This window comes from Streptomyces sp. D2-8, assembly GCF_023184515.1.
Taxonomy (GTDB): Bacteria; Actinomycetota; Actinomycetes; order Streptomycetales; family Streptomycetaceae; genus Streptomyces.
Genome location: NZ_JAAHBP010000007.1, coordinates 1 through 24,976, shown reverse-complemented (window position 1 = coordinate 24,976; position 24,976 = coordinate 1). Strand labels below are relative to the sequence as shown.

Sequence of the window (24,976 nt, the reverse complement as noted above, 5' to 3'; positions counted from 1 at the left end):
CAGAGACGACACGTGACAGAAGCGATCCTCCTGGTCGGCGGCAAGGGCACCCGGCTGCGCCCGCTCACGGTGCACACGCCCAAGCCCATGGTCCCGGCGGCCGGGGTGCCCTTCCTCACGCACCAGCTGGCGAGAGCGAGAGCCGCGGGTGTCGAGCACATCGTCCTGGCCACGTCCTATCTGGCCGAGGTCTTCGAGCCGTACTTCGGCGACGGCTCCGCGCTCGGACTCCACCTCGAGTACGTCACGGAGGAGGAGCCGCTCGGCACGGGCGGTGCCATCCGCAACGTGGCCTCACGGCTGCACTCCGGGCCCGACGACCCGATCCTGATCTTCAACGGCGACATCCTGACGGGCCTGGACATCCGGGCCCTGGTGGACACCCACGAGACGACGGGCGCGGACGTCTCCCTGCACCTCACGAAGGTCACGGACCCGCGCGCCTACGGCCTGGTCCCCACGGACGAGACGGGCAGGGTCCTGGCGTTCCTGGAGAAGCCGCAGACCCCCGAGGAGATCGTCACCGACCAGATCAACGCGGGGGCGTACGTCTTCCGCCGCTCGGTCATCGACTCGATCCCGCTGGGCAGGCCGGTGTCGGTGGAACGGGAGACCTTCCCCGGTCTCCTCTCGGCCGGCGCGCACCTCCAGGGCATGGTCGACTCGACCTACTGGCTGGACCTGGGCACCCCGGCGGCCTTCGTCCGGGGCTCGGCGGACCTGGTCCTCGGCCGGGCCCCGTCGCCCGCCGTGCCCGGCCGCTGCGGCGACCGCCTGGTCCTGCCCACGGCTCAGGTCGCGTCCGACGCGAAGCTGGCGGGCGGCACGGTGGTGGGAGAGGGCGCGTTCGTCGCGGAGGGCGCGCGGATCTTCGGCAGCACGATCCTGCCCGGCGCGGTCATCGAACCGGGCGCGGTCATCACCGATTCCCTGATCGGCACCCGGGCCCGCGTCGGCCAACGCTCGGTCCTCACGGGCACGGTCATAGGCGACGGCGCGGTGATCGGCCCCGACAACGAACTCCTGGAGGGCGCCCGCATATGGTGCGACGCCCGCATCCCAGCAGGAGCGGTCCGCTTCTCGTCGGATCAGTAGGACGCCGGAGCGGAGGGAGCGGCGCCCGCCCGGCAACGGGGGCCGCGCCCCGCCCAGCTGCGGACGCCCTGTCCCGCCCGGGACGCGGTCCCCGTCCCGCCTGGGTGCGGACCCCCTGGCCCGCCTGGCTGCGGGCGGCGGCACGGGTGGGCGCAGCGGCACCCCGCTCCGCCGGGCTGCGCAACGCCCCGCCGCCGGCACCACCGCCGAGCACCCGAACCCAACGGCTCACAACTGCCCGATATCCCACCGCGGCATCTTCGGCGCCCTGCGCGCCGGCACCCTCCCGCTCAGCAGAATCAACCGAGCCGCCCGATGCCGCTGCCCGGCATACGGCTCGAGCAGCTCCAGCATCACCGCATCATCCGCATCCCGGTCCCCGGCCAGCGCCCACCCCACGATCCCGGGCAGATGCAGATCCCCCACCGTCACCTCGTCCGCAGCCCCATGACTGCGCTGCACCGTCTCCGCAGAGGTCCACGGCCCGACCCCCGGAACGACCTCCAGCCGCGCCCGAGCCGCCCCGGGCTCCATCCCCACCGCCTGCTCCAGCCGCGCAGCGACCCGTACCGCACGCAGAATCGTCGACGCCCGCTTGTTGTCGACCCCGGCCCGATGCCACTCCCACGACGGAATCAACGCCCACGTCCGGGGAGCCGGCATCACATACATCCGCTCGGGCGCGGGCCCCGGCGCCGGTTCCCCGAACTTCCGTACCAGCAGCCGCCACGCCCGATACGCCTCATCGGTCGTGACCTTCTGCTCCAGGATCGACGGAATCAGCGACTCCAGCACGAGCCCGCTCCGCGTCAGCCGCAAACCCGGCCGCCGATGCCGGGCCGACGCCAGCAGCCGGTGCCGCGGCACGAACGCCGACGGATCGTCCGCGGCCCCGAGCAACTCCGGCAACCGCTCCAGCAGCCACTCCGCCCCGGGCCCCCAGGCCTCCCCGCGCACCCCACCGCCGTACGCGCACACCCGCAGCGTCCCGGATCCTGCCGGAGTGAGACTGGTGCGCCAGACGGACCCGTCCGGTGTCGCCCGGAACGTCGGATCGCCGGGCCCGCGCCGCAACGGCCCGAGCACCAGCCCGAGATCCAGCGGCCCGTCCGGCACCCACTCCCGCACCCGGCCCGGCCCCGCCGCCTGCCGCGGAACCCCTCCGGGCACGGCGACATGCCCACCGCGCACTCTCGTACGCGGGGGTCGCGGAGCGAACCGTCCTGCCATGAATGACGTCCCTGGAATCCGTGAGGAGCAGCCCTACGAGCGTAGGCGCCGCCCGGCACCTGTCACCGCACCTCGATGAACGTCCCCGCGTCCCGCTCGGGCCGCGGCCGTGGTTCCGCCGCCGGATGCCCGACCGCCACCGCCCCCATCGGGTCCCAGTCCGCGGGCAGATCCAGCACCTCGCGCACCACGTCCCGGCAGAACATCGTCGACGACACCCATGCCGACCCCAGCCGCTCCGCGGCCAGCGAGACCAGGAAGTTCTGCACGCCGGCACCGGCGGCGACCACGAACATCTCCCGCTCGGCACCGTCCCGCCGCGGGTCGCCGTACGTGTGCGATCCGTCCATGACCAGGCAGGGGACGACGAGGTAGGGCGCGTTGCGCAGGACGTCCCCGCGCCGGACCCGCTTGGCGATGGACTCCTCCGTCTTGCCGTCCCGCCGCAGGTCGGCGATCCACGCGTCCCGCATGGCGTCGAGCAGGCGGGTCCGCGACTCCCCCGACTCCAGGAGGACGAACCGCCACGGTGTCGTGTGGTGCGGGGCCGGCGCCGTCACGGCCGCGGCCACGGCCCGCCGTACGGCATCCGCGTCGACGGGCTCGTCCGTGAAGGTGCGGACCGTACGCCGCTGGGTCACGGCCAGCCGTATCGCCTCCGAGGTGCCGAGGCGGAACATGTCGTCGCGTGCGCCGCGGACCATGGCCCGCGCTCCCTCGCCGTCGTCGCCCTCCGCGACCAGGTGCGGGAGCCCGCGCACCACGGCGACCGGCAGTCCAGCGGCCTTGCCCTTGACCAGGTCGCCGGCGGCGGCGAGTTCGTCGGCCGTGGCGACGACGGTGGCGCTGAGCGGATTGCCGTACGCGTCCGTGCCGTCGCGCAGATCGTCGAGCACGCGCACTCCGGCGGCGCCGATCGCGACGTCCGTGAGCCCGGAGCGCCAGGGCCGCCCGAACGTGTCGGTGACCACGACCCCGACGTCGACGCCGAGGGCGTCGCGCAGTCCGTCGCGGAGGGCGCGGGCGGAGGCGTCCGGGTCCTCGGGCAGCAACAGCACGGTCCCGGACGGGGTGTTGGACGCGTCGACCCCGGCCGCGGCCATGACGAGCCCCTGCTTGTTCTCGACGATCCGCAGGGCGCCGCGCCGGGCCACCACCCGGACGGTCTCCGCGTCGATCGCGGCCTCCCGGTCGGCGGCCCGGACGATCCGGCCCTCCGCCTTGGACATGATCTTCGAGGTGACGAGCAGCACGTCCCCGTCGGCCAGACCGGGCTCGGCGGCCGCGATCAGCTTCGCCAGGTCGTCCCCGGCCGTGACCTCGGGCAGCCCGCCCAGGGCCCACACCCGGTACCCGGCGGCACCCGGCTCCGCGCCGGTGACCTCGCCGCTCACGCCCCCCGCACCTCCTCGGCCAGCGCCAGCGCCTCCTGGGCCATCCGCGCGGTCGCGTCGGCGTCGCTCATCATCAGCGGCACGGCCCGGCAGCGGATCCCGGCCGCCTCGACCTGCTCCACCGCGCCCGCGTCCACCGAGTCGACGAGCCAGCCGTCCAGCAGGCCGGAGCCGTAGTGCTCGGCCACCGCCGTGGCGGTCGACTCGACGCCCACGGCGGCGAGCACCTTGTCGGCCATGCCCCGCACGGGTGCGTCACCGACGATGGGGGAAAGGCCGATGACCGGCACCCCGGCTTCGGCGATCGCCTCCCGGACGCCCGGCACGGCGAGGATCGTGCCGATCGACACGACCGGGTTGGACGGCGGGAAGAGGATCACGTCCGCCTCGGCGATGGCCTCCAGGACGCCCGGCGCGGGCTTCGCCTGGTCGGCACCCACCGGCACGACCGCCCGGGCGGGCACCGAGGCGCGCAGCCGCACCCAGTACTCCTGGAAGTGGATCGCCTTGGTCTCGCCGTCGATCTCGACGGCCACATGAGTCTCGATGCGGTCGTCGGACATGGGGATGAGCCGCACGCCCGGCTTCCAGCGGTCGCACAGCGCCTCCGTCACCGCGCTCAGCGGGTATCCGGCGCCGATCATCTGCGTCCGCACGATGTGCGTGGCGAAGTCCCGGTCGCCGAGGCCGAACCACTCGGGCCCGACGCCGTACGCCGCGAGTTCCTCCTTGAGGTGGAAGGTCTCGTCGGCGCGACCCCAGCCCTGCTCCTCGTTGATGCCGCCGCCGAGCGTGTACATCACCGTGTCGAGGTCCGGGCAGACCTTCAGCCCGAAGAGGTGGATGTCGTCCCCGGTGTTGCCGATGACCGTGATGTCCGCGTCCGGAACAGCCCGCTTCAGACCACGCAGGAACCGGGCACCGCCGATGCCGCCTGCCAGAACCACAATGCGCATTGAAACAGTGTGTCAGCCGCCAGGCTGACTCGTTGAGGGGTGGTGGTCGGGCGACGGGCGGGACAGTCTTGCAGGCGCCTCCGACAACCGGTCGGCGCCCATGACAACCGGTCGGCGGCCACGGCAACCGGTCAGGCGGTCACGACACCCGGTGTGCTTCGGGCCTCGCAGTGCGGGGCCGTGTGCATCGGCATCTCGGTGAGGCCGGGGTAGTAGACGTGCAGGCTCACCGCCGGCTCCAGCGCGTCGTTCACGACCTCGTGCACGTACCCCGGCGCGAAAACGCGCTGCGCGCCCGCGCCCAGCGCGCGCGTGCCCCGCTCCGTGCGCTCGGTCAGCGTGCCGTCCAGCACGGTCAGCACACCGGAGGAGCGGCCGTGGTCGTGCAGCCCGCTGCCCTGCCCGGGCACCCAGGACAGCAGCCACACCTCGTAGCCCGGGCCGGTGCGCAGCCGGTGGTACCACCGGCTGGCCGCGTCGTAGCGGACGAGGTGCTCCCACTGGGAGCGGTCCTCGGCGAGGGAGCGGGCGAGTCCGACGAACTCGGCGACGGTGGCCGGGTGCTCGCGCGGGGTCTGGAGGAGGTGCGTGACTTCGAGGATGTCGCCGGCGATCTGGAGGTCGCTGTCGCTGTTCATGGGGTGCGTGGTTCCTCAGTGAAAGAAGGTCAGAGGGAACAGGAGCCGAGATACGGGTGGCTCGGCCTTCAGCTGGAGCGGGTGTGGCTCAACAGCTGGAACAGCAACAGCGACAGCGAGCGCGGGCAGCACCGTGGGACCCGGCGGTGCGGGTCGAGGTGAGCGCCAAGTTCGCGAGCATGCCCACAAGGACACCGGCTCACACCTCCGCTGTCAACTCGACACCCGGTATGTGGGATGTGGTTCACCTCATCCGGTCGATCGCTCAGATGAAAGGTTTGTTCATGGCCCGCCCGGGACACATGGCGTCCAACCGGGCGCACAAACCCCGTTGCGTACTCGTGATCCGACTGTGATCCGTTTCGCTTCGATGTGCGTGTCGGAACGAGATCGAACTCCCGGGCGTCCTCCTCCGTACAGGTCCGCAAGGGGTCCGGCGGAAGGTGTGAGCCCTCGCGGGCTCCATCCGTGTGTCAGGTTTTATGGTGATTTGAACACTTTCCGCATGGGCTTGGTTCCGCAGAGTGAATAAGGGGCTCAATAGCAGATCTCGGCTTGACTCGCCCGGAGCAGCACACTTGTAATTTCACTCGTGTCGTTCAGCCGGAATCGGTAACGGCTAGATCACGGGGACGCGAAAGACAGACGAGGGGCGCACATGACCGAGACGGTGCAGCAACTGCTGGTCGACGACGCGGACGAGGAACTCGGCTGGCAGGAGCGCGCGCTGTGCGCCCAGACCGACCCCGAGTCCTTCTTCCCCGAGAAGGGCGGCTCGACCAGGGAGGCCAAGAAGGTCTGCCTCGCCTGTGAGGTCCGCTCCGAGTGCCTCGAGTACGCCCTCGCCAACGACGAGCGATTCGGCATCTGGGGCGGCCTGTCCGAGCGGGAGCGCCGCCGGCTGAAGAAAGCGGCCGTCTGACCGACCCCTCTTCGCGAACGGCCCGTCACCCGTGGGTTATCCACAGGCGGCGGGCCGCCTTGCTGCGCAGCCGATAGTGTGGTCGCTCGTCCGAGACGACCCCGCCCCCACCGGGCGCAGGCGTCCACCGCAGTCCACCGAACCGGGGCCCGTACCTCGATGTCCGTGCACAGCCACCCGGCAGCTCATCACGACACCGCTGCCACACCTGAGTTCCCGCGTCATGTGGTGACCGCGGTCCTCGTCTCCCACGACGGCGCCCGCTGGCTGCCCGACGCGCTCGCCGGGCTGCTCGGCCAGGAGCGGCCCGTCCAGTACGCGATGGGGGCCGACACCGGCAGCGCGGACACCTCCGCCCAGCTGGTCACCGACGCCCTCGGCGCCGACCGCGTGCTGCACCTCGCCCGCCGCACCGGCTTCGGCCAGGCCGTCGAGGAGTGCGGCCGCACCGCCCCGGTCCTCACCCCGGACGAGCTGCCGTACCTGAAGCGCCCCAGCGGCTGGGACCCGGTCACGCGCTCGTGGCGCGACGACGCCTACGACCTGCCCGAGCTCCCGCACGGCGAGCCGGTGCAGTGGCTGTGGCTGCTGCACGACGACTGCGCCCCGGACCCGGACGCCCTGGCCCAGCTGCTGCGGGTCGTGGACAACGAGTACGAGCTGGGCCGCGAGGACGTGGCCGTCGTCGGCCCCAAGCTCCGCGGCTGGTACGACCGGCGGCAGCTGCTGGAGGTCGGCGTCTCCATCGCCAACTCCGGGCGCCGCTGGACCGGCCTGGACCGCCGCGAGCAGGACCAGGGGCAGCACGACCACGTCAGGACCGTGCTGTCAGTGTCCACCGCGGGCATGCTCGTCCGCCGCGACGTCTTCGAGCAGCTCGGTGGATTCGACCGCCACCTGCCCCTCATGCGCGACGACGTCGACCTGTGCTGGCGCGCGCACGCGGCCGGCTACCGCGTCCTGGTCGCCCCCGAGGCGGTCGTCCGGCATGCCGAGGCGTCCAGCCGCGAGCGCCGCACGGTCGACTGCGTGGGCCGTACGGCGGCCTCCCCGCACAAGGTCGACAAGGCCGGCGCCGTCTACACCCTGCTCGTCAACTCGCGTACGGCCGTACTCCCCTGGGTGATGCTGCGGATCGTGCTCGGCACCCTGCTGCGCACCGTGGCCTACCTCGTCGGCAAGGTACCCGGACAGGCCGTCGACGAGATCCGCGGTCTGATGGGCACGCTGCTCAGGCCCGAGCGGATCCTCGCCGGACGGCGCGGCAGAGGCGCACCCCGGATCGACAAGGACGAGCTGCGGTCCCTCTTCCCGCCGCCCGGCGCGACCGTCCGCGTCACCGTCGAGCAGGTCGCGAGCAGCCTCGTCGGCCGCTCCGACCCCGAGGTCGCGTCCGGCGCCGGACGGCACGGCTCCGCCGTCGAATCGGGCCCCGGCGGCGACGACGCCGACTTCCTGGAGATCGAGCAGTTCGCCCGGCTCAAGCGCATCGCGCGCAAGCCCGGCCCGGTGCTCTTCCTGGTGCTGCTGCTCGTCTCCCTGGTCGCCTGCCGCCAGCTCCTCGGCGGCGGCGCGCTCGCGGGCGGCGCCCTGCTGCCCGCCCCGGCCGACTCCGCCGAGCTGTGGTCGCGCTACCTGGACGCCTGGCACCCGGTCGGCGCCGGCGGCACCTCGTCCGCGCCGCCGTACCTCGCGCTCGTGGCCATGCTGGCGTCCCTGCTGTTCGGCTCGACCGGCCTCGCCGTCACGGTCCTGCTCGTCTGCTCGGTGCCGCTGGCCGGTGTCACCGCCTACTTCGCCTCCCGCCCGCTCGTCGAGTCCCGGCTGCTGCGCGCCTGGGCGGCCGTCGTCTACGCCTTCCTGCCCGCCGCCACCGGCGCCCTCGCTGGCGGCCGCATCGGCACCGCCGTCCTGGCCGCGCTGCTGCCGCTCATCGCGCGCGCGGGCGTCGCGGCCGGCGGCCTGACGAACTCCGCCGGAACCCGCGGCAGCTGGCGCGCCACCTGGGCGTACGCGCTGCTGCTGACCATCACCACCGCCTTCACGCCGATCGTGTGGCCCATCGCGCTGCTCCTCGGCGTCGGGCTGCTGGTGCTGCGCCGGTCCGACATCACGGCCTACGGGCTGCGGTTCCTGGCCCAGCTCGGCACGCCCCTGCTGCTCCTCGCCCCCTGGTCGCTGACGCTGCTTCCGTTCGGCTTCTTCCAGGAGGCCGGTCTCGCGTACGGCCCCTCGGCCGCCTCCGCCGTCGACCTGCTCGGCGCCAGCCCGGGCGGCCCCGGCACCGTCAGCGGCCTCATGCTCATCGGCATCGTGCTGGCCGCGCTCGCCGCCCTGGTGCGCTCGGAACGCCAGTCGGGCATCTGGACGGCCTGGGCGGTCGCCCTGGTCGGCTTCGTCTTCGCGGTCCTGTCCAACAGCTCCACCTGGGCCGGCCCGGCGACCCTCGTCTACGGCATCGCCCTCCTGGCGGCCGCCGCGCTCGGCGCCGACGGGGCACGCGCGCGTGTCGCCGAGCAGAGCTTCGGCTGGCGCCAGCCGGTCGCCGTGCTGATCGCCTTCGCCTCGGCCGCGGGCCCGCTGCTCGTCGCCGCGGGCTGGATGATCCGCGGCGCCGACGGCCCCGTGGAGCGGCGCGACCCGACCCAGGTCCCGGCGTTCGTCGCCGAGGAGAGCGGGAGCAGCGACCAGGCCCGCACCCTCGTCCTCGACAGCGACTCCGGCTCCCACGTCGGATACGTGCTGGTCCGCGGCTCCGGCGCCCGCCTCGGCGACGGCGAGATCGCCGCGGCCGACGGCGAGAACGGCAGGCTCGACAAGGTCGTCGCCAACCTCGTCGCCGGCTCCGGCGCCGACCAGGCCGACCAGCTCGGTGGCTTCGCCGTGCGCTACGTCCTCGTCCACCAGGGCGCTCCCCGAGACGTCACCCGCGTCCTGGACGCCACGCCCGGCCTGACCCGGCTCAGCCAGCAGGACGACGGCGCGCTGTGGCAGATCGACCAGGAGGTCGCACGCGCCACCATCGTCCCCGCCTCCGGCTCCGGCACCCCGAAGCCCGTCGCCGCCGGGCCCGTCGACATCCACACCACGATCCCGGCCGGTGCCGGCGGACGCGTGCTGCGCCTGGCCGACACCGCCTCCGACGGCTGGTCCGCCACACTCGACGGCAAGCCGCTGCCCCGCACCACGGTCGACGGCTGGGCCCAGGGCTTCGAACTCCCCGCCACCGGCGGCAGGCTGGACGTCACCTACGACGACCCGATCGGCCACACGGCCTGGCTGTGGGCCCAGGGCCTCCTCGCCGTCGTCCTCGTGGTGCTCGCCCTGCCCGGCCGGCGCCGCGACATCGACGACGACCTCCCCGAGGAGCCGGCCGTCCCGGCCCAGGCCGTCGCCGGCGAGGGCCGCCGCGCCCGCCGCCTGCGCGCCCAGGCGGAGGCCGAGGCCGAAGAGGCCACCGGGCCCGAGGAGTTCCCGCCCCCGCAGCCCCCGCAGCCGGACCAGCCGCCGGCGGCCGTGCCCCAGCAGCAGAACTACGGTGAGTGGGACAACGCCGCCTACCAGGGCGGCGAGTACGCGGGCTACGGCGACCAGTACCAGAACGCCCAGTACCCGGCGGACGCCTACGGGCAGCAGTACCAGGCGGACCCGTACCAGGGCGGCCAGTACGACCCGTACGCCTACGGCGGCCAGGGCCAGCCTCCCTCGTACGACCAGCACGACCAACAGGGCTACGACCAGGCGTACCAGCAGGGCTACGGCACGCCGTACGACCCGGCGCAGCAGCACCACCCCCACGGCACGGGCAGTGAGCGTCCCGACGGGAGCCAGCAGTGAACCGCACCACCCTGTCCCTGATCGCCGGCACGACCGCGCTGGCCGCCGTCACCGGCTTCGCCGCGCTGTCCGCCCCGGACGCCAAGGGCACGGACACCGCCGCCAAGGCGGCCGCCCAACTGCCCGTGGAGCGCACGAGCCTGCTGTGCCCGGCGCCCAGCACGTCCGACCTCGCCGAGACGTCCTACACCTCCTTCACGCCCGTCACCAAGGGCACCGAGAGCGGCGGCAAGGCCGAACTCCAGGCGGCCACCGAGGAGTCGGCGGACGACTCGGCCGGCGGCAAGGACAAGGACAGGGGCAAGGACGACGGGAAGTCCGGCAAGGACAAGTCCGCCAAACCCGTGCTGACTCCCAAGGAGCCCGGGAAGCCGGTCACCGGCGACAGCTCCGGCGGCGACGCACCCGCGCTCGTCGGGACCGCGGACGGCAGGTTCGCGCCCGGCTGGACCGTCCAGGAGACGACCGAGGTCGCCGCGGGCACCGGGCGCGGCCTGCAGGGCGTCAACTGCACCGCTCCGGACACCGACTTCTGGTTCCCCGGAGCCAGCACGGAAGCCGACCGCACCGACTACGTCCACCTGACGAACCCCGACGATTCGGCCGCCGTGGTCGACATCGAGCTCTACGGCAAGGACGGCACCCTGAAGTCCGCGGTCGGGGAGGGCATCACGGTCCAGCCGCACTCCAGCGAGCCGGTCCTGCTGTCCACCCTCAGCGACGCGCGGCAGACCAACCTCACCGTGCACGTCAACGTCCGCAGCGGACGCGTCGGCGCCGCCGTGCAGGCCCTGGACGACAAGCTCGGCGGCGACTGGCTGGCCGCGTCCACGGACCCGTCGGGCAGCCTGGTCCTGCCCGGCATCCCCAAGGACGCCACCTCCGTGCGCCTGGTCGCCTTCACCCCCGGCGACGCCGACGCGGACCTGAAGGTGCGCCTCGCCTCCCCCTCCGGGCTGATCACCCCGGCCGGGCACGAGACGGTGCACGTCAAGGGCGGTATGACGACCGCCGTCGACCTGGGCGACGTCACCCGCGGCGAGGCCGGCTCCCTGGTGCTGACCCCGACGGACCGGTCCGTGCCGGTCGTGGCGGCCGTGCGGGTCGTCCGCGGCAAGGGCGACAAGCAGGAGACGGCGTTCATCCCGGCCACGCGCCCCGTCGGCACGCGCGCGACGTCCGCGGACAACAGCGGCAAGGGCAGCACCCTGTCCCTGACGGCGCCCGGCGCCGCCGCCACGGTCAAGGTCACCGCGTCGGCCGGCAGCGAGGGCGGCACACCGGTGTCGAAGACGTACACGATCAAGGCCGGCACGACCCAGGACATCGAGCCCCCGGCCCCCGGAGGCCTGAAGGGCACCTACGCGCTGACCGTCGAGCCGGTCTCCGGCGGCCCGGTCTACGGGGCCCGCACCCTGGCGGCGAGCGAGGGCGGCATCCCCGCCTTCACCGTGCAGACCCTGCCGGACGACCGGGGGACGGTGGCCGTACCCGAGGCGGACGAGGACCTGTCGGTGCTCCAGAAGTAGGTCCGCCGGCCGGCGCCGGTCTCAGCCCTGGTCCTCGCCGTACCGCGGGTCCACCGTCTCGGGCGTCAGTCCGAGGATCTCGGCGACCTGCTCGACGACGACCTCGTGCACCAGCGCCGCCCGCTCGTCGCGCCCCTTGGTGCGGATCTCGACCGGTCGCCGGTAGACGACCACACGCGCGGGGCGGCCGTCGCGCGCGCTGATCGTGCCGCCGAGCGGAACCGCCTCGTCGTTCCAGGCCTGGCCGGGCCCGTCGAGCCGCGGCACCTCGAGGACCAGGAAGTCGATGTCGGCGAGCTGCGGCCACCGCCGCTCCAGGCGCTCCACGGAGTCCTGCACCAGATCGGCGAACGCCTCCGCGCGGCTCGCGGCGAGCGGCACCTGCGGCGGTGCGATCGGGCCGCGCATGCCCCGTCCGTGGCGATCACGACGGCGGGGCCCGGGGGCGGCGGCACGGGGCGTTACGGGCTTGTCCATCACTGGTGAAGGGTAGTCCCCGCCGCGTCCCAGTGCCCGGCACCGCACGGCGGCACGGACGGGTTCCGGCCGCGCCGCGCGGCATGTCGTTACATGACCATTCAAGCCAAGGTTGGGCTCAAATCCGTATCCCGTTGAGACCGGCGACCTCGCGGCAATTGAGGGTTTTGTGACGACTCTTGACCGCTTGCGAGGTCGTTCGACACCTTGGACGTCGATGTCCTGGCAGGTCAGCAAGGTGTGGCCAAAGGGGTGTGTGGGGCGTTTCACAACACGACACGGGGGAGTGACCTGGTGGAGAGTCGTCGCGGCCCGCTCAAGAGTGCGGTACCGTCCAACGTCGTGAGCCCTGTACGTCGCTGTTCGCGCACCGCCTGCGGCCGTCCCGCCGTCGCGACGCTGACGTACGTCTACGCCGACTCGACCGCGGTCCTCGGCCCGCTCGCCACCTACGCCGAACCCCACTGCTACGACCTGTGCGCCGAGCACTCCGAGCGCCTCACCGCGCCGCGCGGCTGGGAGGTCGTCCGGCTCCTCGACGGTTCGGCCCCGGCCCGCCCCAGCGGCGACGACCTGGAAGCGCTTGCGAACGCCGTGCGCGAGGCGGCCCGTCCCCAGGAGCGGGCGGCCGGGGCCGGCGGCGGAGGCCGCGGGGCCGATCCGAGAGAGGTCGCGCGGCGCGGACACCTGCGGGTCCTGCGCTCGCCCGACAACTGACCGCACCCCTCGGTTTCTCCACACGCCCACCCATTGATGCGCGCTTGGCGCGGACATGACCATTCCGTGGTGAGGCAGCGAGAAATCGCTTTCGCATGACGGAAACCGGGGAGGCGCCCGTGTACGTCCAGGAGCTGGAACCCGTCGCCGGCTCACTCGGCCTGTCCGCCCTGGTGGCGGCCCTGCCCCTGGTGATCGTCCTGGTCCTGCTCGGCGGCGTCCGCATGAAGGCGCACCTGGCGGGCCTGACCGGCCTCCTCGCCGCCGTCCTCGTCGCCTGGCTCGCCTACGGCATGCCGCTCGGCCAGACTCTCTCCAGCGGCGCCCAGGGCGCCGCCTTCGGTCTCTTCCCCATCCTGTGGATCGTCGTCAACGCCCTGTGGGTGTACCGGATGACCGTCCGCACCCGGCACTTCGACATCCTGCGCCGGTCCTTCGGGCGGCTGTCCGAGGATCCGCGCATCCAGGCGCTCGTCATCGCCTTCTGCTTCGGAGCGCTGCTGGAGGCGCTCGCCGGCTTCGGGGCGCCCGTCGCGATCAGCGCGGTCATGCTGGTCGCCCTGGGCTTCGAGCCGGTGCGCGCCGCCGTCGTCGCCCTGGTCGCCAACACCGCGCCCGTCGCCTTCGGAGCGATGGGCACACCGGTCGTCACGCTCGCCCAGGTGACCGGACTGCCCCTGGACTCCGTGGCGTCCGTGGTGGGCCGTCAGACACCGCTGCTGGCCCTCGTGGTGCCCCTCGTGCTGGTCTGGCTCGTGGACGGCCGACGCGGCCTGCGCGAGACCTGGGTACCCGCCCTGGCGTGCGGAGTCGCCTTCGCCGTCGCCCAGTTCGCCGCCTCCAACCACGTCTCCGCCCAACTCGCCGACATCGGCGCCGCCCTGGCCGGCGCGGGCGCCTTGCTCGCCGTACCGCACGCGCGCGTGCCCGCCGCCGAGTCCGTACGGGCCTCCGTGCTGACCGGCGCCCGCAGTGAGGAACTGGACGAGGAGGACCCGCCCCGCGAGGTCCTGCGCGCGTACGCCCCCTACGCGCTGATCGTCGTGATCTTCTCCGTCGCGCAGATCCCGGCCGTCAAGGACCGGCTCGCCAGGACCACCCAGACCTACGACTGGCCCTTCCTGGACGTCGCGGGACCCGACGGCGAACCGGTCGGCGGCAACGTCTTCAGCTGGCCCGTCGTGTCGACCGGCGGCACCCTCGTCCTGCTCGCCGGGATCTGCACGGCCGTCGTCATCGGCGTCCACGCGCGCGTGGCGGTCCGGGAATGGCTCGCGACCGTACACGAACTGCGCTTCGCGATCCTGACCGTGACGTCCGTCCTCGCCCTCGCGTACGTCATGAACCTCTCCGGGCAGGCGGCGACCATCGGCCACTTCGTGGCGGCGGCCGGAGCCGGGCTCGCGTTCCTGTCGCCCGTCCTCGGCTGGTTCGGCGTCGCCGTGTCCGGCTCGGACACCTCCGCCAACGCCCTCTTCGGCGCCCTCCAGGTGACCGCCGCCCGCGAGTCCGGACTCTCGCCCGAGCTCCTGGCCGCCGCCAACAGCTCCGGCGGCGTCCTCGGCAAGATGATCTCCCCGCAGAACCTCACCATCGCCTGCGCGGCCGTCGGACTGGCGGGCCGCGAGGGCGACTTGCTGCGCAAGGTGCTGCCGTGGAGCCTGGGCCTGCTGCTGGTGATGTGCCTGATCGTGGTGGGCCAGAGCACCCCGGTCCTGGGCTGGATGCTGCCCTGACCTGAGGCTACGGCAGGGAGTCCTCCGGGCGTCCGCCCAGCGCGCTGTCGGTGGGCAGGGGTAGTTTGGGCGGACCGACAGTACTTTTTCAGGAAGGTTGGCCGTGGCTGCTGATCTGTCGCAGGTCGTGAAGGCGTACGACGTACGCGGGGTCGTCCCCGACCAGTGGGACGAGTCCCTGGCCGAGCTCTTCGGGGCGGCCTTCGTGCAGGTCACCGGCGCGAGCGCCATCGCGACCGGGCACGACATGCGGCCCTCCTCACCGGGCCTGTCGCGGGCCTTCGCGCGCGGGGCGGCCGCGCTGGGCGCGGACGTGACGGAGATCGGCCTCTGCTCGACGGATCAGCTTTACTACGCCTCGGGCGCGCTGAACCTGCCGGGCGCCATGTTCACCGCCTCCCACAACCCGGCGCAGTACAACGGCATCAAGATGTGCCGCTCGGGCGCCGCCCCGGTCGGCCAGGACACCGGCCTCACGGAGATCCGCGAACTGGTGGAGGGCTGGAGCGAGTCGGGCGCCCCGGAGCCGGCCGCGAAGGCGGGCACCATCACAGGCCGTGACACGTTGTCGGACTACGCGGCACATCTGCGCTCCCTGGTCGACCTGACCTCCATCCGCCCCCTGAAGGTTGTCGTCGACGCGGGCAACGGCATGGGCGGGCACACGGTCCCCGAGGTCTTCGCCGGCCTGCCCCTGACGCTGGTCCCGATGTATTTCGAGCTCGACGGCACCTTCCCGAACCACGAGGCCAACCCCCTGGACCCGGCCAACCTCGTCGACCTGCAGAAGCGGGTCCGCGACGAGGGCGCCGACCTGGGCCTCGCCTTCGACGGCGACGCAGACCGCTGCTTCGTGGTCGACGAGCGCGGCGAGCCGGTCTCCCCGTCGGCGATCACCGCCCTGGTCGCCTCCCGTGAACTGGCCCGGCACGGCGGCAAGGGCACGATCATCCACAACCTGATCACGTCCTGGTCGGTCCCCGAGGTCGTCGAGGAGAACGGCGGCAGCCCGGTCCGCACCCGCGTGGGCCACTCCTTCATCAAGGCCGAGATGGCCCGCACCGGCGCGATCTTCGGCGGCGAGCACTCCGCGCACTACTACTTCCGCGACTTCTGGAACGCCGACACGGGCATGCTGGCCGCCCTCCATGTCCTGGCGGCCCTGGGCGGCCAGGACGGCCCCCTCTCCTCCCTCGTGGCCCAGTACGACCGCTACGCCGGCTCCGGGGAGATCAACTCCACGGTCGCCGACCAGCAGGCCAGCCTCACCGCGATCCGCTCCGCGTACGGCGCCCGCGAGGGCATCACCCTCGACGAGCTCGACGGCCTCACGGTCTCCTCCGCCGACTGGTGGTTCAACGTCCGCCCGTCCAACACGGAACCGCTGCTGCGCCTGAACGCCGAGGCGAGGGACGCCGCGACCATGGCCCGGGTGCGGGACGAGGTGCTGGGGATCATCAGGGGCTGAGGCCCCACCCCCACCGGCGGTAACCTGACCAGGCACGACCCCAAGCGCCCGCACCTCGGAGGAAACCCCTATGCCCCTGGAATCCGGCCTCCTCGAGATCCTCGCCTGCCCTGCCTGCCACTCCCCCCTCACGGAGCAGGACAGCGAACTGATCTGCACCGACACCAGCTGCGGCCTGGCCTACCCCGTCCGCGACGGCATCCCCGTCCTGCTCGTCGACGAGGCCCGCCGCCCCGCGTGACCGGCGGGGGCTCAGGCACCCGCGTGACACTTCGGTGCACATAGCCCCCGGCACAGCGGGCACGATCCAGGACACCCTCATAACGGACCCCGGCGATGGGAAGCTGCCGCCCATGCTCGACGAATCGCTGCTCGACTCCCCGGAGGGCCTCGCCGAGGCCGACCACCGCGGCCTGCTCCGCGGCGCCGCAGAAGCCGGCGCCCGCGTCCGCACGGCCGCCCGCCATGCCGCCGAGGCGGGCGTCAACGACCTCAAGCCGGACGGCCGTCCCCGCGCGGTGCTCATCGCCGGCCCGGGTGCCGCGGCCACCCACGCCGCCGACTTCATCGGCACGCTCGCCGGTGCCGGCAGTCCGGTCACCCGCCTCGCCCCCACCGGCGTCGCCCCCGCCGCGGGCGCCCTGCGCTGGGAACTGCCCGGCTGGGTCGGCTCCGTCGACCTCCTGCTGATCACCACCCCGGACGGCACCGAACCCGGCCTGTCCCTCCTCGCCGAGCAGGCCTACCGCCGGGGCTGCACCGTCGTCGCCGTGGCCCCCGCCCGTACCCCGCTCGCCGACGCCGTCCAGGGCTCGCACGGCCTGTTCGTGCCCATGGCGACCGCCCCGTACGACCAGGACGAGCCCCTCGCCGCGTCCGCCCCCGGCGTCCTGTGGGCCCTGCTCACCCCGCTGCTCGCGCTCCTGGACCGCACGGGCGTGCTCGCCGCCCCGCCGGACGCCCTTGGCAAGGTCGCCGACCGCCTCGACCGCGTCGCCGAACGCTGCGGCCCGGCCATCGCCACCTACAGCAACGCCGCCAAGACCCTGGCCGCCGAACTCGCCGACGCGCTCCCGATCGTCTGGACCGAGGGCACCTCGGCCGGCCCGGCCGGCCGCCGCTTCGCCGCCGCCCTCGCCGAACTGTCCGGCACCCCCGCGGTCGTCGCCGAACTCCCCGAGGCCCTCGCCGCCCACAGCGCCCTCCTCGCCGGCCCGCTGGCCGCCAGCGCCGACCCCGACGACTTCTTCCGCGACCGCGTCGAGGAAGCACCCGCCCTGCACGCGCGCGTGGTGCTGCTCCGCGACCGCCCGATCGGCGGCCTCACCGCCGCCCCCGGCGCCCGCGACCTCGCCCTCAGCCACGACACACCGATCAGCGAACTGGAACCGGAGGAGGGCGGCGAACTGGAGACCCTCGCGGAACTGATCGCCATCACGGATTTCGCCGCGGTTTACCTGGCGCTCGCCTCGAGGGCCTGATCTTGCCCGGGACACCCTGACGCGCCCGCACCCCCGCACACCCAGAGAGAACCGCATGGACCGCCTCGACAACACCATCCGCCCCTACGCCTGGGGTTCCCCGACCGCCATCCCGCAGCTGCTCGGCGTCGAACCGACCGGCGAGCCGCAGGCGGAGATGTGGATGGGCGCCCACCCGGGCGCACCCTCGCGCACCGCCCGGGGCACGCTCGTCGAGGTCGTCGACGCCGACCCCGAGAAGGAACTCGGACCCGCCGCCGTCGCCAAGTTCGGCCCCCGGCTGCCCTTCCTCCTCAAGCTCCTCGCCGCCGGGGCCCCCCTCTCCCTCCAGGTCCACCCCGACCTCGCGCAGGCGAAGGAGGGCTACGCGGACGAGGAGCGCCGCGGCATCCCCGTGGACGCCCCGCACCGCAACTACAAGGACGCCAACCACAAGCCCGAACTGATCTGCGCCCTCACCGAGTTCGACGGCCTGTGCGGCTTCCGCGACCCGCTGGAGGCCGCGGCCCTGCTCGACGACCTCGGGGTCGACTCCCTCAAGCCCTACGTCGACCTGCTGCACGCCCACCCCGAGGACGCCGCCCTGCGCGAGGTCCTCACGGCGATCCTCACCGCCGACCCCGACGAGATGTCCCGCACGGTCGCGGAGGCGGCGACCGCCTGCACCCGCCTCGGCGGCGCCTACGCCCCCTACGCCGACATCGCCCACCACTACCCGGGCGACCCCGGCGTCATCGCCGCGATGCTGCTGAACCACGTGCGGCTCCAGCCCGGCGAGGCCCTGTACCTCGGCGCCGGCATCCCGCACGCCTACCTCGACGGCCTCGGCGTGGAGATCATGGCCAACTCCGACAACGTCCTGCGCTGCGGCCTGACCCCCAAGCACGTCGACGTCCCCGAACTCCTGCGCATCGTCCGCTTCCTTCCCAGCGACCCCGGCGTCCTGCGCCCCGAGGCCTCCCCGGACGGCGAGGAGGTCTACGAGACCCCCATCGACGAGTTCCGCCTCTCCCGCTACGTCCTCGCCGAGGCGGGCGCCGCCCACGACCTCACCCGCCCGACCCCGCAGATCCTGCTCTGCACGGCCGGCACCGTCCGGGCCGGCGAACACGACCTGGCCCCGGGCGGGTCCGTCTTCGTCCCGGCCGGCGAAAAGGCCGAAGTGTCCGGAACGGGAACGCTCTTCCGGGCCACCGTCGTCGCCTGACCGCGATGCACCCCGTGCTGTTGACCTGAAGCACCGCGGCCCGAGCGGGCTGCAACAATGGCCCACCGTCAAGCACGGGCAAAGCCACGGGCGCCGCACCAAGGCGGCATCCCGGCCCTGGAACGGCGTACGAAGGGACAACGCGGACATATGAGCGCGTCAGGCGGCACCAAGGCGATCGTGGCGGCACTGGTCGCCAACCTCGCGATCGCGGTAGCGAAGTTCGTGGCGTTCCTCTTCAGCGGCTCGTCGTCGATGCTCGCCGAGTCCGTCCACTCGCTCGCCGACTCCGGCAACCAGGCGCTGCTCCTGCTCGGCGGCAAGAAGGCCAAGCGCGAGGCCACCCCGCAACACCCCTTCGGCTACGGCCGCGAGCGCTACATCTACGCCTTCCTCGTCTCCATCGTCCTCTTCTCGGTCGGCGGCATGTTCGCCCTCTACGAGGGCTACGAGAAGATCAAGCACCCGCACGAGCTGACGAACTGGTACTGGCCGGTCGGCGTCCTCGTCTTCGCGATCATCGCCGAGACCTTCTCCTTCCGCACGGCCATCAAGGAGTCCAACGTCCTGCGGGGCAAGCGCTCCTGGAAGGAGTTCGTCCGCCACGCCAAGGCCCCCGAACTCCCGGTCGTCCTCCTGGAGGACCTCGGCGCCCTCGTCGGTCTGATCCTCGCGCTCGGCGGCGTCGGCCTCGCCCTGCTCACCGGCGACAGCGTCTGGGACGGCATCGGCACCCTCTGCATCGGCATCCTGCTCATCCTGATCGCCCTGGTCCTCGCCGCCGAGACCAAGTCGCTGCTGCTCGGAGAGTCCGCCGGCGTCGAGGAGACCCAGAAGATCGAGACCGCCCTCGTCGACGGCGACACCGTCACCCGCATCATCCACATGCGCACGCTCCACCTCGGCCCCGAGGAACTCCTCGTCGCAGCCAAGATCGCAGTCCAGCACGACGACACGGCCTCCGAGATCGCTGCCGCCATCGACGCCGCCGAGGCCCGCATCCGCGACGCCGTCCCGATCGCCCGCGTGATCTACCTCGAGCCGGACGTCTACAGCGAGAAGGAAGCCGCCAAGGGCTCCGACCCCGAGGCCTCCCCGGGCGGCCCGGCCCTCGAGCCCACCGACCACTGACCCCTTCCTCTCCGGCCCACGGGGCCCGCCGAACCACTCGGCGGGCCCCGTCCGGCTTCCCCGGCCCCGCACCGGCCTGGCCCCGGCCCAGGCCCCGGCACTCTCGGCCGCCTGTCCCGTCCTCCGATCCGTCACATGATCGGCTCGATGTGTTTCCCGGCGGACTGGGGATCGCCCCCGCCCCCGGTGTAGCTTGGGACGGAGCCAGACGTCGCTGCTGATGGCGGTCGGGCGGTCCCACCGCGGACCGGCCGAGGGAGAGAGGGCCTCCGACGGACTGCGCTGCGCGTACGCGGGCATGCCTGTGTCCTCTTTCGGGCACCCCTGTGTCCGCCGCCGCGCAGATCAGCCGTACCCACCTCGCCCCAACCCCGAGGAGCAGCTCGCAATGACGACTGTCGACAACCGACAGGACTTCAAGGTCGCCGACCTCTCCCTGGCCGAGTTCGGCCGCAAGGAGATCACCCTCGCCGAGCACGAGATGCCGGGCCTGATGGCGATCCGCAAGGAGTACGCCGAGGCGCAGCCCCTGGCCGGCGCCCGTGTCACCGGCTCCCTGCACATGACCGTGCAGACCGCCGTGCTCATCGAGACCCTGGTCGCCCTCGGCGCGCAGGTCCGCTGGGCCTCCTGCAACATCTTCTCCACCCAGGACCACGCGGCCGCCGCCATCGCCGTCGGCCCCCAGGGCACCGTGGACAACCCCCAGGGCGTCCCGGTCTTCGCCTGGAAGGGCGAGACCCTGGACGAGTACTGGTGGTGCACCGAGCAGGCGCTGACCTGGCCGGACAGCCCCACCGGCGGCCCCAACATGATCTTGGACGACGGCGGCGACGCCACCCTCCTCGTCCACAAGGGCGTCGAGTACGAGAAGGACGGCAAGGTCCCCTCGCCCGACACCGCCGAGTCCGACGAGCACCGCGTCATCCTCGAACTGCTGACCCGCACCCTGGGCGAGAACCCCCAGAAGTGGACCCAGCTGTCCTCGGAGATCCGCGGCGTCACCGAGGAGACCACGACCGGCGTCCACCGCCTGTACGAGATGCAGCGCGACGGCGTCCTCCTCTTCCCGGCGATCAACGTCAACGACGCCGTCACCAAGTCGAAGTTCGACAACAAGTACGGCTGCCGCCACTCGCTGATCGACGGCATCAACCGCGCCACCGACGTCCTCATCGGCGGCAAGACCGCGGTCGTCTTCGGTTACGGCGACGTGGGCAAGGGCTGCGCGGAGTCTCTGCGCGGACAGGGCGCCCGCGTGATCGTCACCGAGATCGACCCGATCTGCGCCCTCCAGGCCGCGATGGACGGCTTCCAGGTCACGACCCTCGACGAGGTCGTCGACAAGGCCGACATCTTCATCACCACGACCGGCAACAAGGACATCATCATGGCCTCGGACATGGCCAAGATGAAGCACCAGGCCATCGTCGGCAACATCGGCCACTTCGACAACGAGATCGACATGGCCGGCCTGGCCAAGATCCCCGGCATCGTCAAGGACGAGGTCAAGCCCCAGGTTCACACCTGGACGTTCCCCGACGGCAAGGTGCTCATCGTCCTGTCCGAGGGCCGCCTGCTGAACCTGGGCAACGCCACCGGCCACCCGTCGTTCGTGATGTCCAACTCCTTCGCGGACCAGACCCTGGCCCAGATCGAGCTGTTCACCAAGCCCGACGAGTACCCGACGGGCGTCTACGTGCTGCCCAAGCACCTCGACGAGAAGGTCGCCCGCCTCCACCTCGACGCGCTCGGCGTGAAGCTGACGACGCTGCGCCCCGAGCAGGCCGAGTACATCGGCGTCCAGGTCGAGGGCCCGTTCAAGCCGGACCACTACCGCTACTGAGCCGAGCAGCACCGCTGCCGGTCGTTCACTGCCGGTCAGATCTCCGAGGCAGGCCCCCGCACCCCCGTGCCGGGGGCCTGCCCCGTTCGACGGACCAGCGACCGGCCCAGCCCGTCAGGACCCAGGACCCCCATGCCCCGCGGCCGCTATTCGCTCCACGATCCGCACGATCACACCCCCCTCGCAGAAGAACACTTCCAGTGCGCCCCCGGCCCCTCCGGCTGGCGCTACGTATCCCAGCTGACCACCCCCTCGGGCGATCACCACGGCTCCGTCGACCTCACCCTCGACGCACTCGGCCGCCCCATCCGCCTCGAACTCCACGCCGCCGCCTGGCAGGTCCGCGGCGCCGCCCTCGACGGCGTCACCTGGGTCCGCACCGACCCCACCGGGACCGAGGCCACCGAAGGCACTGTGCGCGCCCACGCCTTCACCGGCACGTCCCCGGCATTCCTCGTCGCCACCACCCGTCTCCTGCGCCTCACCCCCTCCGCGGCCGCCACCCGCGTACGCCTCGTCGCCTTCACGGACCCGGTCCTCGCCCCACGCACCGTCGACCAGTCCTGGGCCTTGGTGAAAAGCGAAGCACACGCCACTGACAACGGCCCTCTGACCGTGGACGAATACCAGGTCACAGCCCTGGACACGGGCGAGCAGCACACCGTGCACATCGCCGGAGACGTGGTGCTCGCGGCCCCCGGCATCGAGCTCGAGGACCTGGAGTCACCGCCGTCGGTGTTCACCTGAGCAGGCAGCCGTGCCGGGGCCGGCCCGGCCCCGCCCTCCACTACGCCGGCGGCACGAACCCGGTGCCGGGCCGCTCACCCGCCGAAACCCCCGGCGACTCCGCAGGCCGGCCTCCGTCGGACGGCTCGGGAGCCACCCCGGGCGCCCCGGCCGGCGGCCCGTAGGCAGCCGGGGCACCGCCCACCGCCTGAGCCTCGGCCGTAGGGATAGGGCCGTTTGCCACCGGGGCCGCGGCCGACGAGGCCGCCTGGGCCGCATCGCTCCCGAAAGCCCGCCGGGCTTCCCGCGCCTGCCGTTCCTGCACGACCGCCGCCAGATACGCCGCCGGCGGCACACCCTGCGGCACCGGAGCCCCCGTACGCTCCGCCAGATCCGACGCCAGCCGCTCCGCCATCGACCAGCCCACCTGCGGATCCAGCTGCTGCATGCGCGTCAGGTACTGCCGGACGGCGAGCCACAGCCCGTCCGGAACCGCGGACAGATCGAGCCCCGAGAACCGTCCTGCCAGCCAGGGCGGAGGAGGCGGTACAAAACCGGTCCGGGCGACCGGGATCCGCTCCCGGACGACGAGCGTCCCCGCGAACACATCCCCCAGCCGCCGTCCCCGCGCCGAGACGAACGAGGCGATACAGGCGACGACCCCGAAAGTCATGAGGATCTCGATCACGCCGATCAAGCCCCTCACCAGCGCATGCCGGAACCGGATCGGGCCTCCGTCGTCCCGCACCACACGCAGCCCGCACGCCATCTTCCCGAGCGACCGCCCGTGACTGAGCGTCTCCACCGCGATCGGCCCGCCCACCAGCACGAGAACGAACGTCGCGATCGACAGCGCCGTCTGCGCCGCCTCGTCGAGGGAGGCCGTGGAAGCGACCAGCGCGATGGTCACCGCGACGTAGACCGCCATGGCCGCCACCAGATCGAGCAGCACGGCCAGCGCCCTGCTGGGCAGCCTCGCTGGGCGCAGCTCCAACGCCACAGCCTCGCCCGTCACCAGCTCACTCACGCCCGCCGTCCTTCCCCTGCCCTGCCCCCGACAGGGCCAGTCTGCCAAGCTGAGGGCGCATCGCGCCGCAGTACGACAAGCTGATCCACGACGAGCCTCCGACGACCAGCCGAGGAGCAGGCACACCGATGGACCTCGACGTCTTCGTCTCCGCCCACCGAGCGGAATGGGACCGCCTTGAAGCCCTGCTCCGCCGCCAGCGCCGACTCAACGGCGCCGAAGCCGACGAACTCGTCACCCTCTACCAGCGCACCGCGACGCACCTCTCCCTGATCCAGTCCAGCGCCCCCGACCCGCAGCTGACCGGCCGGCTCAGCCAACTCGTGGCACGCGCGCGTAATGCCGTGACGGGCACCCGACGCGCCTCCTGGCGGGACGTCACGCGCTTCCTCGCCCACGGCTTCCCCGCCGCCGTCTACAAGTCACGGCACTGGTGGGTGCCCACCGCGCTCCTGTCCACGGCCGTCGCGGCCCTCCTGGGCTGGTGGATCGGCACCCACCCCGACGTACAAGGCTCGATCGCGGCGCCCAGCGAGCTGCGCGAGCTCACCCGCCCCGGGGGCCAGTACGAGACGTACTACTCCAGTCACCCGGCCGCCAGCTTCGCCGCCCAGGTCTGGACGAACAATGCCTGGGCCGCCGCCCTGTGCCTCATCCTGGGGGTCTTCCTCGGACTCCCGGTCCTCTGGATCCTCTTCCAGAACATGCTCAACCTCGGCATCGGCGTGGGCCTGATGTCCTCGGCCGGTCGCCTCGACACGTTCCTCGGCCTGATCCTCCCGCACGGCCTCCTCGAACTGACCGCCGTCTTCGTCGCAGCCGGCACCGGCCTGCGCCTGGGCTGGACTCTCATCGACCCGGGCCCCCGTACGCGGCGCACGGCTCTCGCGGAAGAGGGCCGAGCCGCCATAGGCATGGCCATCGGCCTCGCCGTCGTCCTCTTCATCTCCGGCGCCATCGAAGGCTTCGTCACCCCGTCCGGCCTCCCCACCTGGGCCCGCATCAGCATCGGGGTCGCCGCCGAAGTGGCCTTCCTGGCCTACGTCTACGTCCTGGGCGGCAGGGCGGCCCGTGCCGGAGAGACCGGTGACGTCGAGGCAGCGGAACGCAGCGCGACCGTCCCCACAGCCGCCTGATCGCCCCCACGACCGCCGGATGTGCGACCACCACCGTTCAGCTGCTAGTGTCCTCTTCGCCCCACAGGAGCCGTTGACACGGCAAGTGTGGGGAGGTAGATTTGAACAGTTGTCTGGAGATGGGCTCTAGTCCCGGACCAGCGAGAGTGAACGTCTATCTGCTTCTTGAAACTCTGATTTCAGTGAAGCCTCTCCCGATGAATCGGAAACGAGCGGCCGGTCAATCCGGCCCGAAACTTCTGATAAAGTCGGAACCGCCGGAAAGGGAAACGCGGAAGCGGGAACCTGGAAAGCACCGAGGAAATCGGATCGAAAAGATCTGATAGAGTCGGAAACGCAAGACCGAAGGGAAGCGCCCGGAGGAAAGCCCGAGAGGGTGAGTACAAAGGAAGCGACCGTTTCTTGAGAACTCAACAGCGTGCC

At 72.4% G+C, this 24,976-nt stretch carries 20 protein-coding genes; 14 read left to right on the top strand and 6 right to left on the bottom strand.

Annotation, left to right across the window (positions count from 1 at the left end; all coding sequences use genetic code 11):
• The first annotated feature begins 12 nt into the window (after nucleotides 1-12).
• The gene (locus G3I77_RS13800; protein WP_248503542.1) at nucleotides 13-1,095 is read left to right on the top strand and encodes an NDP-sugar synthase; all 1,083 of its coding nucleotides are present in this window, start codon (nucleotides 13-15) and stop codon (nucleotides 1,093-1,095) included.
• Nucleotides 1,096-1,323: 228 nt separating this feature from the next.
• On the opposite strand, the gene G3I77_RS13795 is transcribed toward G3I77_RS13800, so the two are convergent.
• The 4 genes from G3I77_RS13795 to G3I77_RS13780 all read right to left on the bottom strand — a co-directional run bounded on the left by G3I77_RS13795 (nucleotide 1,324) and on the right by G3I77_RS13780 (nucleotide 5,313).
• The gene (locus G3I77_RS13795) at nucleotides 1,324-2,325 is read right to left on the bottom strand and encodes a DNA-3-methyladenine glycosylase (protein WP_248503541.1); all 1,002 of its coding nucleotides are present in this window, start codon (nucleotides 2,323-2,325) and stop codon (nucleotides 1,324-1,326) included.
• Between the two features lie 62 nt (nucleotides 2,326-2,387).
• Nucleotides 2,388-3,719 (bottom strand): coenzyme F420-0:L-glutamate ligase, encoded by a 1,332-nt coding sequence (locus tag G3I77_RS13790; protein WP_248503540.1) that lies wholly within the window; start codon nucleotides 3,717-3,719, stop codon nucleotides 2,388-2,390.
• Nucleotides 3,716-4,675, bottom strand: coding sequence for a 2-phospho-L-lactate transferase (gene cofD, locus G3I77_RS13785; RefSeq protein WP_248503539.1), 960 nt, complete (start codon nucleotides 4,673-4,675; stop codon nucleotides 3,716-3,718). Before cofD ends, G3I77_RS13790 begins: the two co-directional genes overlap by 4 nt.
• A 131-nt stretch (nucleotides 4,676-4,806) precedes the next feature.
• Nucleotides 4,807-5,313 (bottom strand): cysteine dioxygenase family protein, encoded by a 507-nt coding sequence (locus tag G3I77_RS13780; RefSeq protein ID WP_248503538.1) that lies wholly within the window; start codon nucleotides 5,311-5,313, stop codon nucleotides 4,807-4,809.
• Nucleotides 5,314-5,971: 658 nt separating this feature from the next.
• Here G3I77_RS13780 and G3I77_RS13775 point away from each other — a divergent pair.
• The 3 genes from G3I77_RS13775 (at nucleotide 5,972) to G3I77_RS13765 (ending at nucleotide 11,601) form a co-directional block, all read left to right on the top strand.
• Nucleotides 5,972-6,235 carry a WhiB family transcriptional regulator gene (locus tag G3I77_RS13775; protein WP_010034659.1) on the top strand — a complete coding sequence of 88 codons (264 nt, stop codon included), beginning with the start codon at nucleotides 5,972-5,974 and terminating at the stop codon, nucleotides 6,233-6,235.
• A gap of 159 nt (nucleotides 6,236-6,394) precedes the next feature.
• Nucleotides 6,395-10,072 carry a glycosyltransferase family 2 protein gene (locus G3I77_RS13770; protein WP_248503537.1) on the top strand — a complete coding sequence of 1,226 codons (3,678 nt, stop codon included), beginning with the start codon at nucleotides 6,395-6,397 and terminating at the stop codon, nucleotides 10,070-10,072.
• Nucleotides 10,069-11,601, top strand: a complete 1,533-nt coding sequence (locus G3I77_RS13765; protein ID WP_248503536.1) for a DUF5719 family protein — start codon at nucleotides 10,069-10,071, stop codon at nucleotides 11,599-11,601. Before G3I77_RS13770 ends, G3I77_RS13765 begins: the two co-directional genes overlap by 4 nt.
• A 21-nt stretch (nucleotides 11,602-11,622) precedes the next feature.
• Here the strand turns inward: G3I77_RS13765 and G3I77_RS13760 are convergent, their stop codons facing one another.
• Nucleotides 11,623-12,078 carry a metallopeptidase family protein gene (locus G3I77_RS13760; RefSeq protein ID WP_248503535.1) on the bottom strand — a complete coding sequence of 152 codons (456 nt, stop codon included), beginning with the start codon at nucleotides 12,076-12,078 and terminating at the stop codon, nucleotides 11,623-11,625.
• Nucleotides 12,079-12,372: 294 nt separating this feature from the next.
• On the opposite strand from G3I77_RS13760, the gene G3I77_RS13755 reads away from it, so the two are divergent.
• The 9 genes from G3I77_RS13755 (at nucleotide 12,373) to G3I77_RS13715 (ending at nucleotide 22,411) form a co-directional block, all read left to right on the top strand.
• Nucleotides 12,373-12,795: a DUF3499 domain-containing protein gene (locus tag G3I77_RS13755; protein ID WP_030844668.1), complete on the top strand. Its 423-nt coding sequence runs from the start codon at nucleotides 12,373-12,375 to the stop codon at nucleotides 12,793-12,795.
• Nucleotides 12,796-12,914: 119 nt separating this feature from the next.
• Complete coding sequence (locus G3I77_RS13750; RefSeq protein WP_248504239.1) at nucleotides 12,915-14,531, top strand: L-lactate permease; 1,617 nt, start codon at nucleotides 12,915-12,917, stop codon at nucleotides 14,529-14,531.
• Nucleotides 14,532-14,634: 103 nt separating this feature from the next.
• Entirely contained in the window at nucleotides 14,635-15,999 is a 1,365-nt protein-coding gene (locus tag G3I77_RS13745; protein ID WP_248503534.1) for a phosphomannomutase/phosphoglucomutase, read from the top strand.
• Between the two features lie 70 nt (nucleotides 16,000-16,069).
• Nucleotides 16,070-16,240, top strand: a complete 171-nt coding sequence (locus G3I77_RS13740; RefSeq protein ID WP_248503533.1) for a Trm112 family protein — start codon at nucleotides 16,070-16,072, stop codon at nucleotides 16,238-16,240.
• A gap of 112 nt (nucleotides 16,241-16,352) precedes the next feature.
• Nucleotides 16,353-17,480: an SIS domain-containing protein gene (locus G3I77_RS13735; protein WP_248503532.1), complete on the top strand. Its 1,128-nt coding sequence runs from the start codon at nucleotides 16,353-16,355 to the stop codon at nucleotides 17,478-17,480.
• 55 nt (nucleotides 17,481-17,535) lie between these two features.
• Entirely contained in the window at nucleotides 17,536-18,687 is a 1,152-nt protein-coding gene (gene manA / locus G3I77_RS13730) for a mannose-6-phosphate isomerase, class I (protein WP_248503531.1), read from the top strand.
• 150 nt (nucleotides 18,688-18,837) lie between these two features.
• Nucleotides 18,838-19,818 carry a cation diffusion facilitator family transporter gene (locus G3I77_RS13725; protein WP_248503530.1) on the top strand — a complete coding sequence of 327 codons (981 nt, stop codon included), beginning with the start codon at nucleotides 18,838-18,840 and terminating at the stop codon, nucleotides 19,816-19,818.
• 388 nt (nucleotides 19,819-20,206) lie between these two features.
• The gene (ahcY, locus tag G3I77_RS13720; protein WP_248503529.1) at nucleotides 20,207-21,664 is read left to right on the top strand and encodes an adenosylhomocysteinase; all 1,458 of its coding nucleotides are present in this window, start codon (nucleotides 20,207-20,209) and stop codon (nucleotides 21,662-21,664) included.
• Nucleotides 21,665-21,796: 132 nt separating this feature from the next.
• Complete coding sequence (locus G3I77_RS13715) at nucleotides 21,797-22,411, top strand: hypothetical protein (protein ID WP_248503528.1); 615 nt, start codon at nucleotides 21,797-21,799, stop codon at nucleotides 22,409-22,411.
• Nucleotides 22,412-22,451: 40 nt separating this feature from the next.
• Here the strand turns inward: G3I77_RS13715 and G3I77_RS13710 are convergent, their stop codons facing one another.
• Nucleotides 22,452-23,417, bottom strand: a complete 966-nt coding sequence (locus G3I77_RS13710) for an RDD family protein (RefSeq protein ID WP_248503527.1) — start codon at nucleotides 23,415-23,417, stop codon at nucleotides 22,452-22,454.
• A 128-nt stretch (nucleotides 23,418-23,545) separates the two neighbouring features.
• Between G3I77_RS13710 and G3I77_RS13705 the strand changes: the two genes are divergently transcribed.
• Entirely contained in the window at nucleotides 23,546-24,553 is a 1,008-nt protein-coding gene (locus G3I77_RS13705; RefSeq protein WP_248503526.1) for a stage II sporulation protein M, read from the top strand.
• Nucleotides 24,554-24,976 lie beyond the last annotated feature (423 nt).

Coding starts and splice junctions, on each gene's coding strand:
- G3I77_RS13740 (WP_248503533.1), top strand. CDS start 16,070: ATGCCCCTGGAATCCGGCCTCCTCGAGATCCTCGCCTGCCCTGCCTGC.
- G3I77_RS13770 (WP_248503537.1), top strand. CDS start 6,395: ATGTCCGTGCACAGCCACCCGGCAGCTCATCACGACACCGCTGCCACA.
- G3I77_RS13735 (WP_248503532.1), top strand. CDS start 16,353: ATGCTCGACGAATCGCTGCTCGACTCCCCGGAGGGCCTCGCCGAGGCC.
- G3I77_RS13725 (WP_248503530.1), top strand. CDS start 18,838: ATGAGCGCGTCAGGCGGCACCAAGGCGATCGTGGCGGCACTGGTCGCC.
- G3I77_RS13715 (WP_248503528.1), top strand. CDS start 21,797: ATGCCCCGCGGCCGCTATTCGCTCCACGATCCGCACGATCACACCCCC.
- G3I77_RS13775 (WP_010034659.1), top strand. CDS start 5,972: ATGACCGAGACGGTGCAGCAACTGCTGGTCGACGACGCGGACGAGGAA.
- cofD (WP_248503539.1), bottom strand. CDS start 4,675: ATGCGCATTGTGGTTCTGGCAGGCGGCATCGGCGGTGCCCGGTTCCTG.
- G3I77_RS13705 (WP_248503526.1), top strand. CDS start 23,546: ATGGACCTCGACGTCTTCGTCTCCGCCCACCGAGCGGAATGGGACCGC.
- manA (WP_248503531.1), top strand. CDS start 17,536: ATGGACCGCCTCGACAACACCATCCGCCCCTACGCCTGGGGTTCCCCG.
- ahcY (WP_248503529.1), top strand. CDS start 20,207: ATGACGACTGTCGACAACCGACAGGACTTCAAGGTCGCCGACCTCTCC.
- G3I77_RS13780 (WP_248503538.1), bottom strand. CDS start 5,313: ATGAACAGCGACAGCGACCTCCAGATCGCCGGCGACATCCTCGAAGTC.
- G3I77_RS13760 (WP_248503535.1), bottom strand. CDS start 12,078: ATGGACAAGCCCGTAACGCCCCGTGCCGCCGCCCCCGGGCCCCGCCGT.
- G3I77_RS13795 (WP_248503541.1), bottom strand. CDS start 2,325: ATGGCAGGACGGTTCGCTCCGCGACCCCCGCGTACGAGAGTGCGCGGT.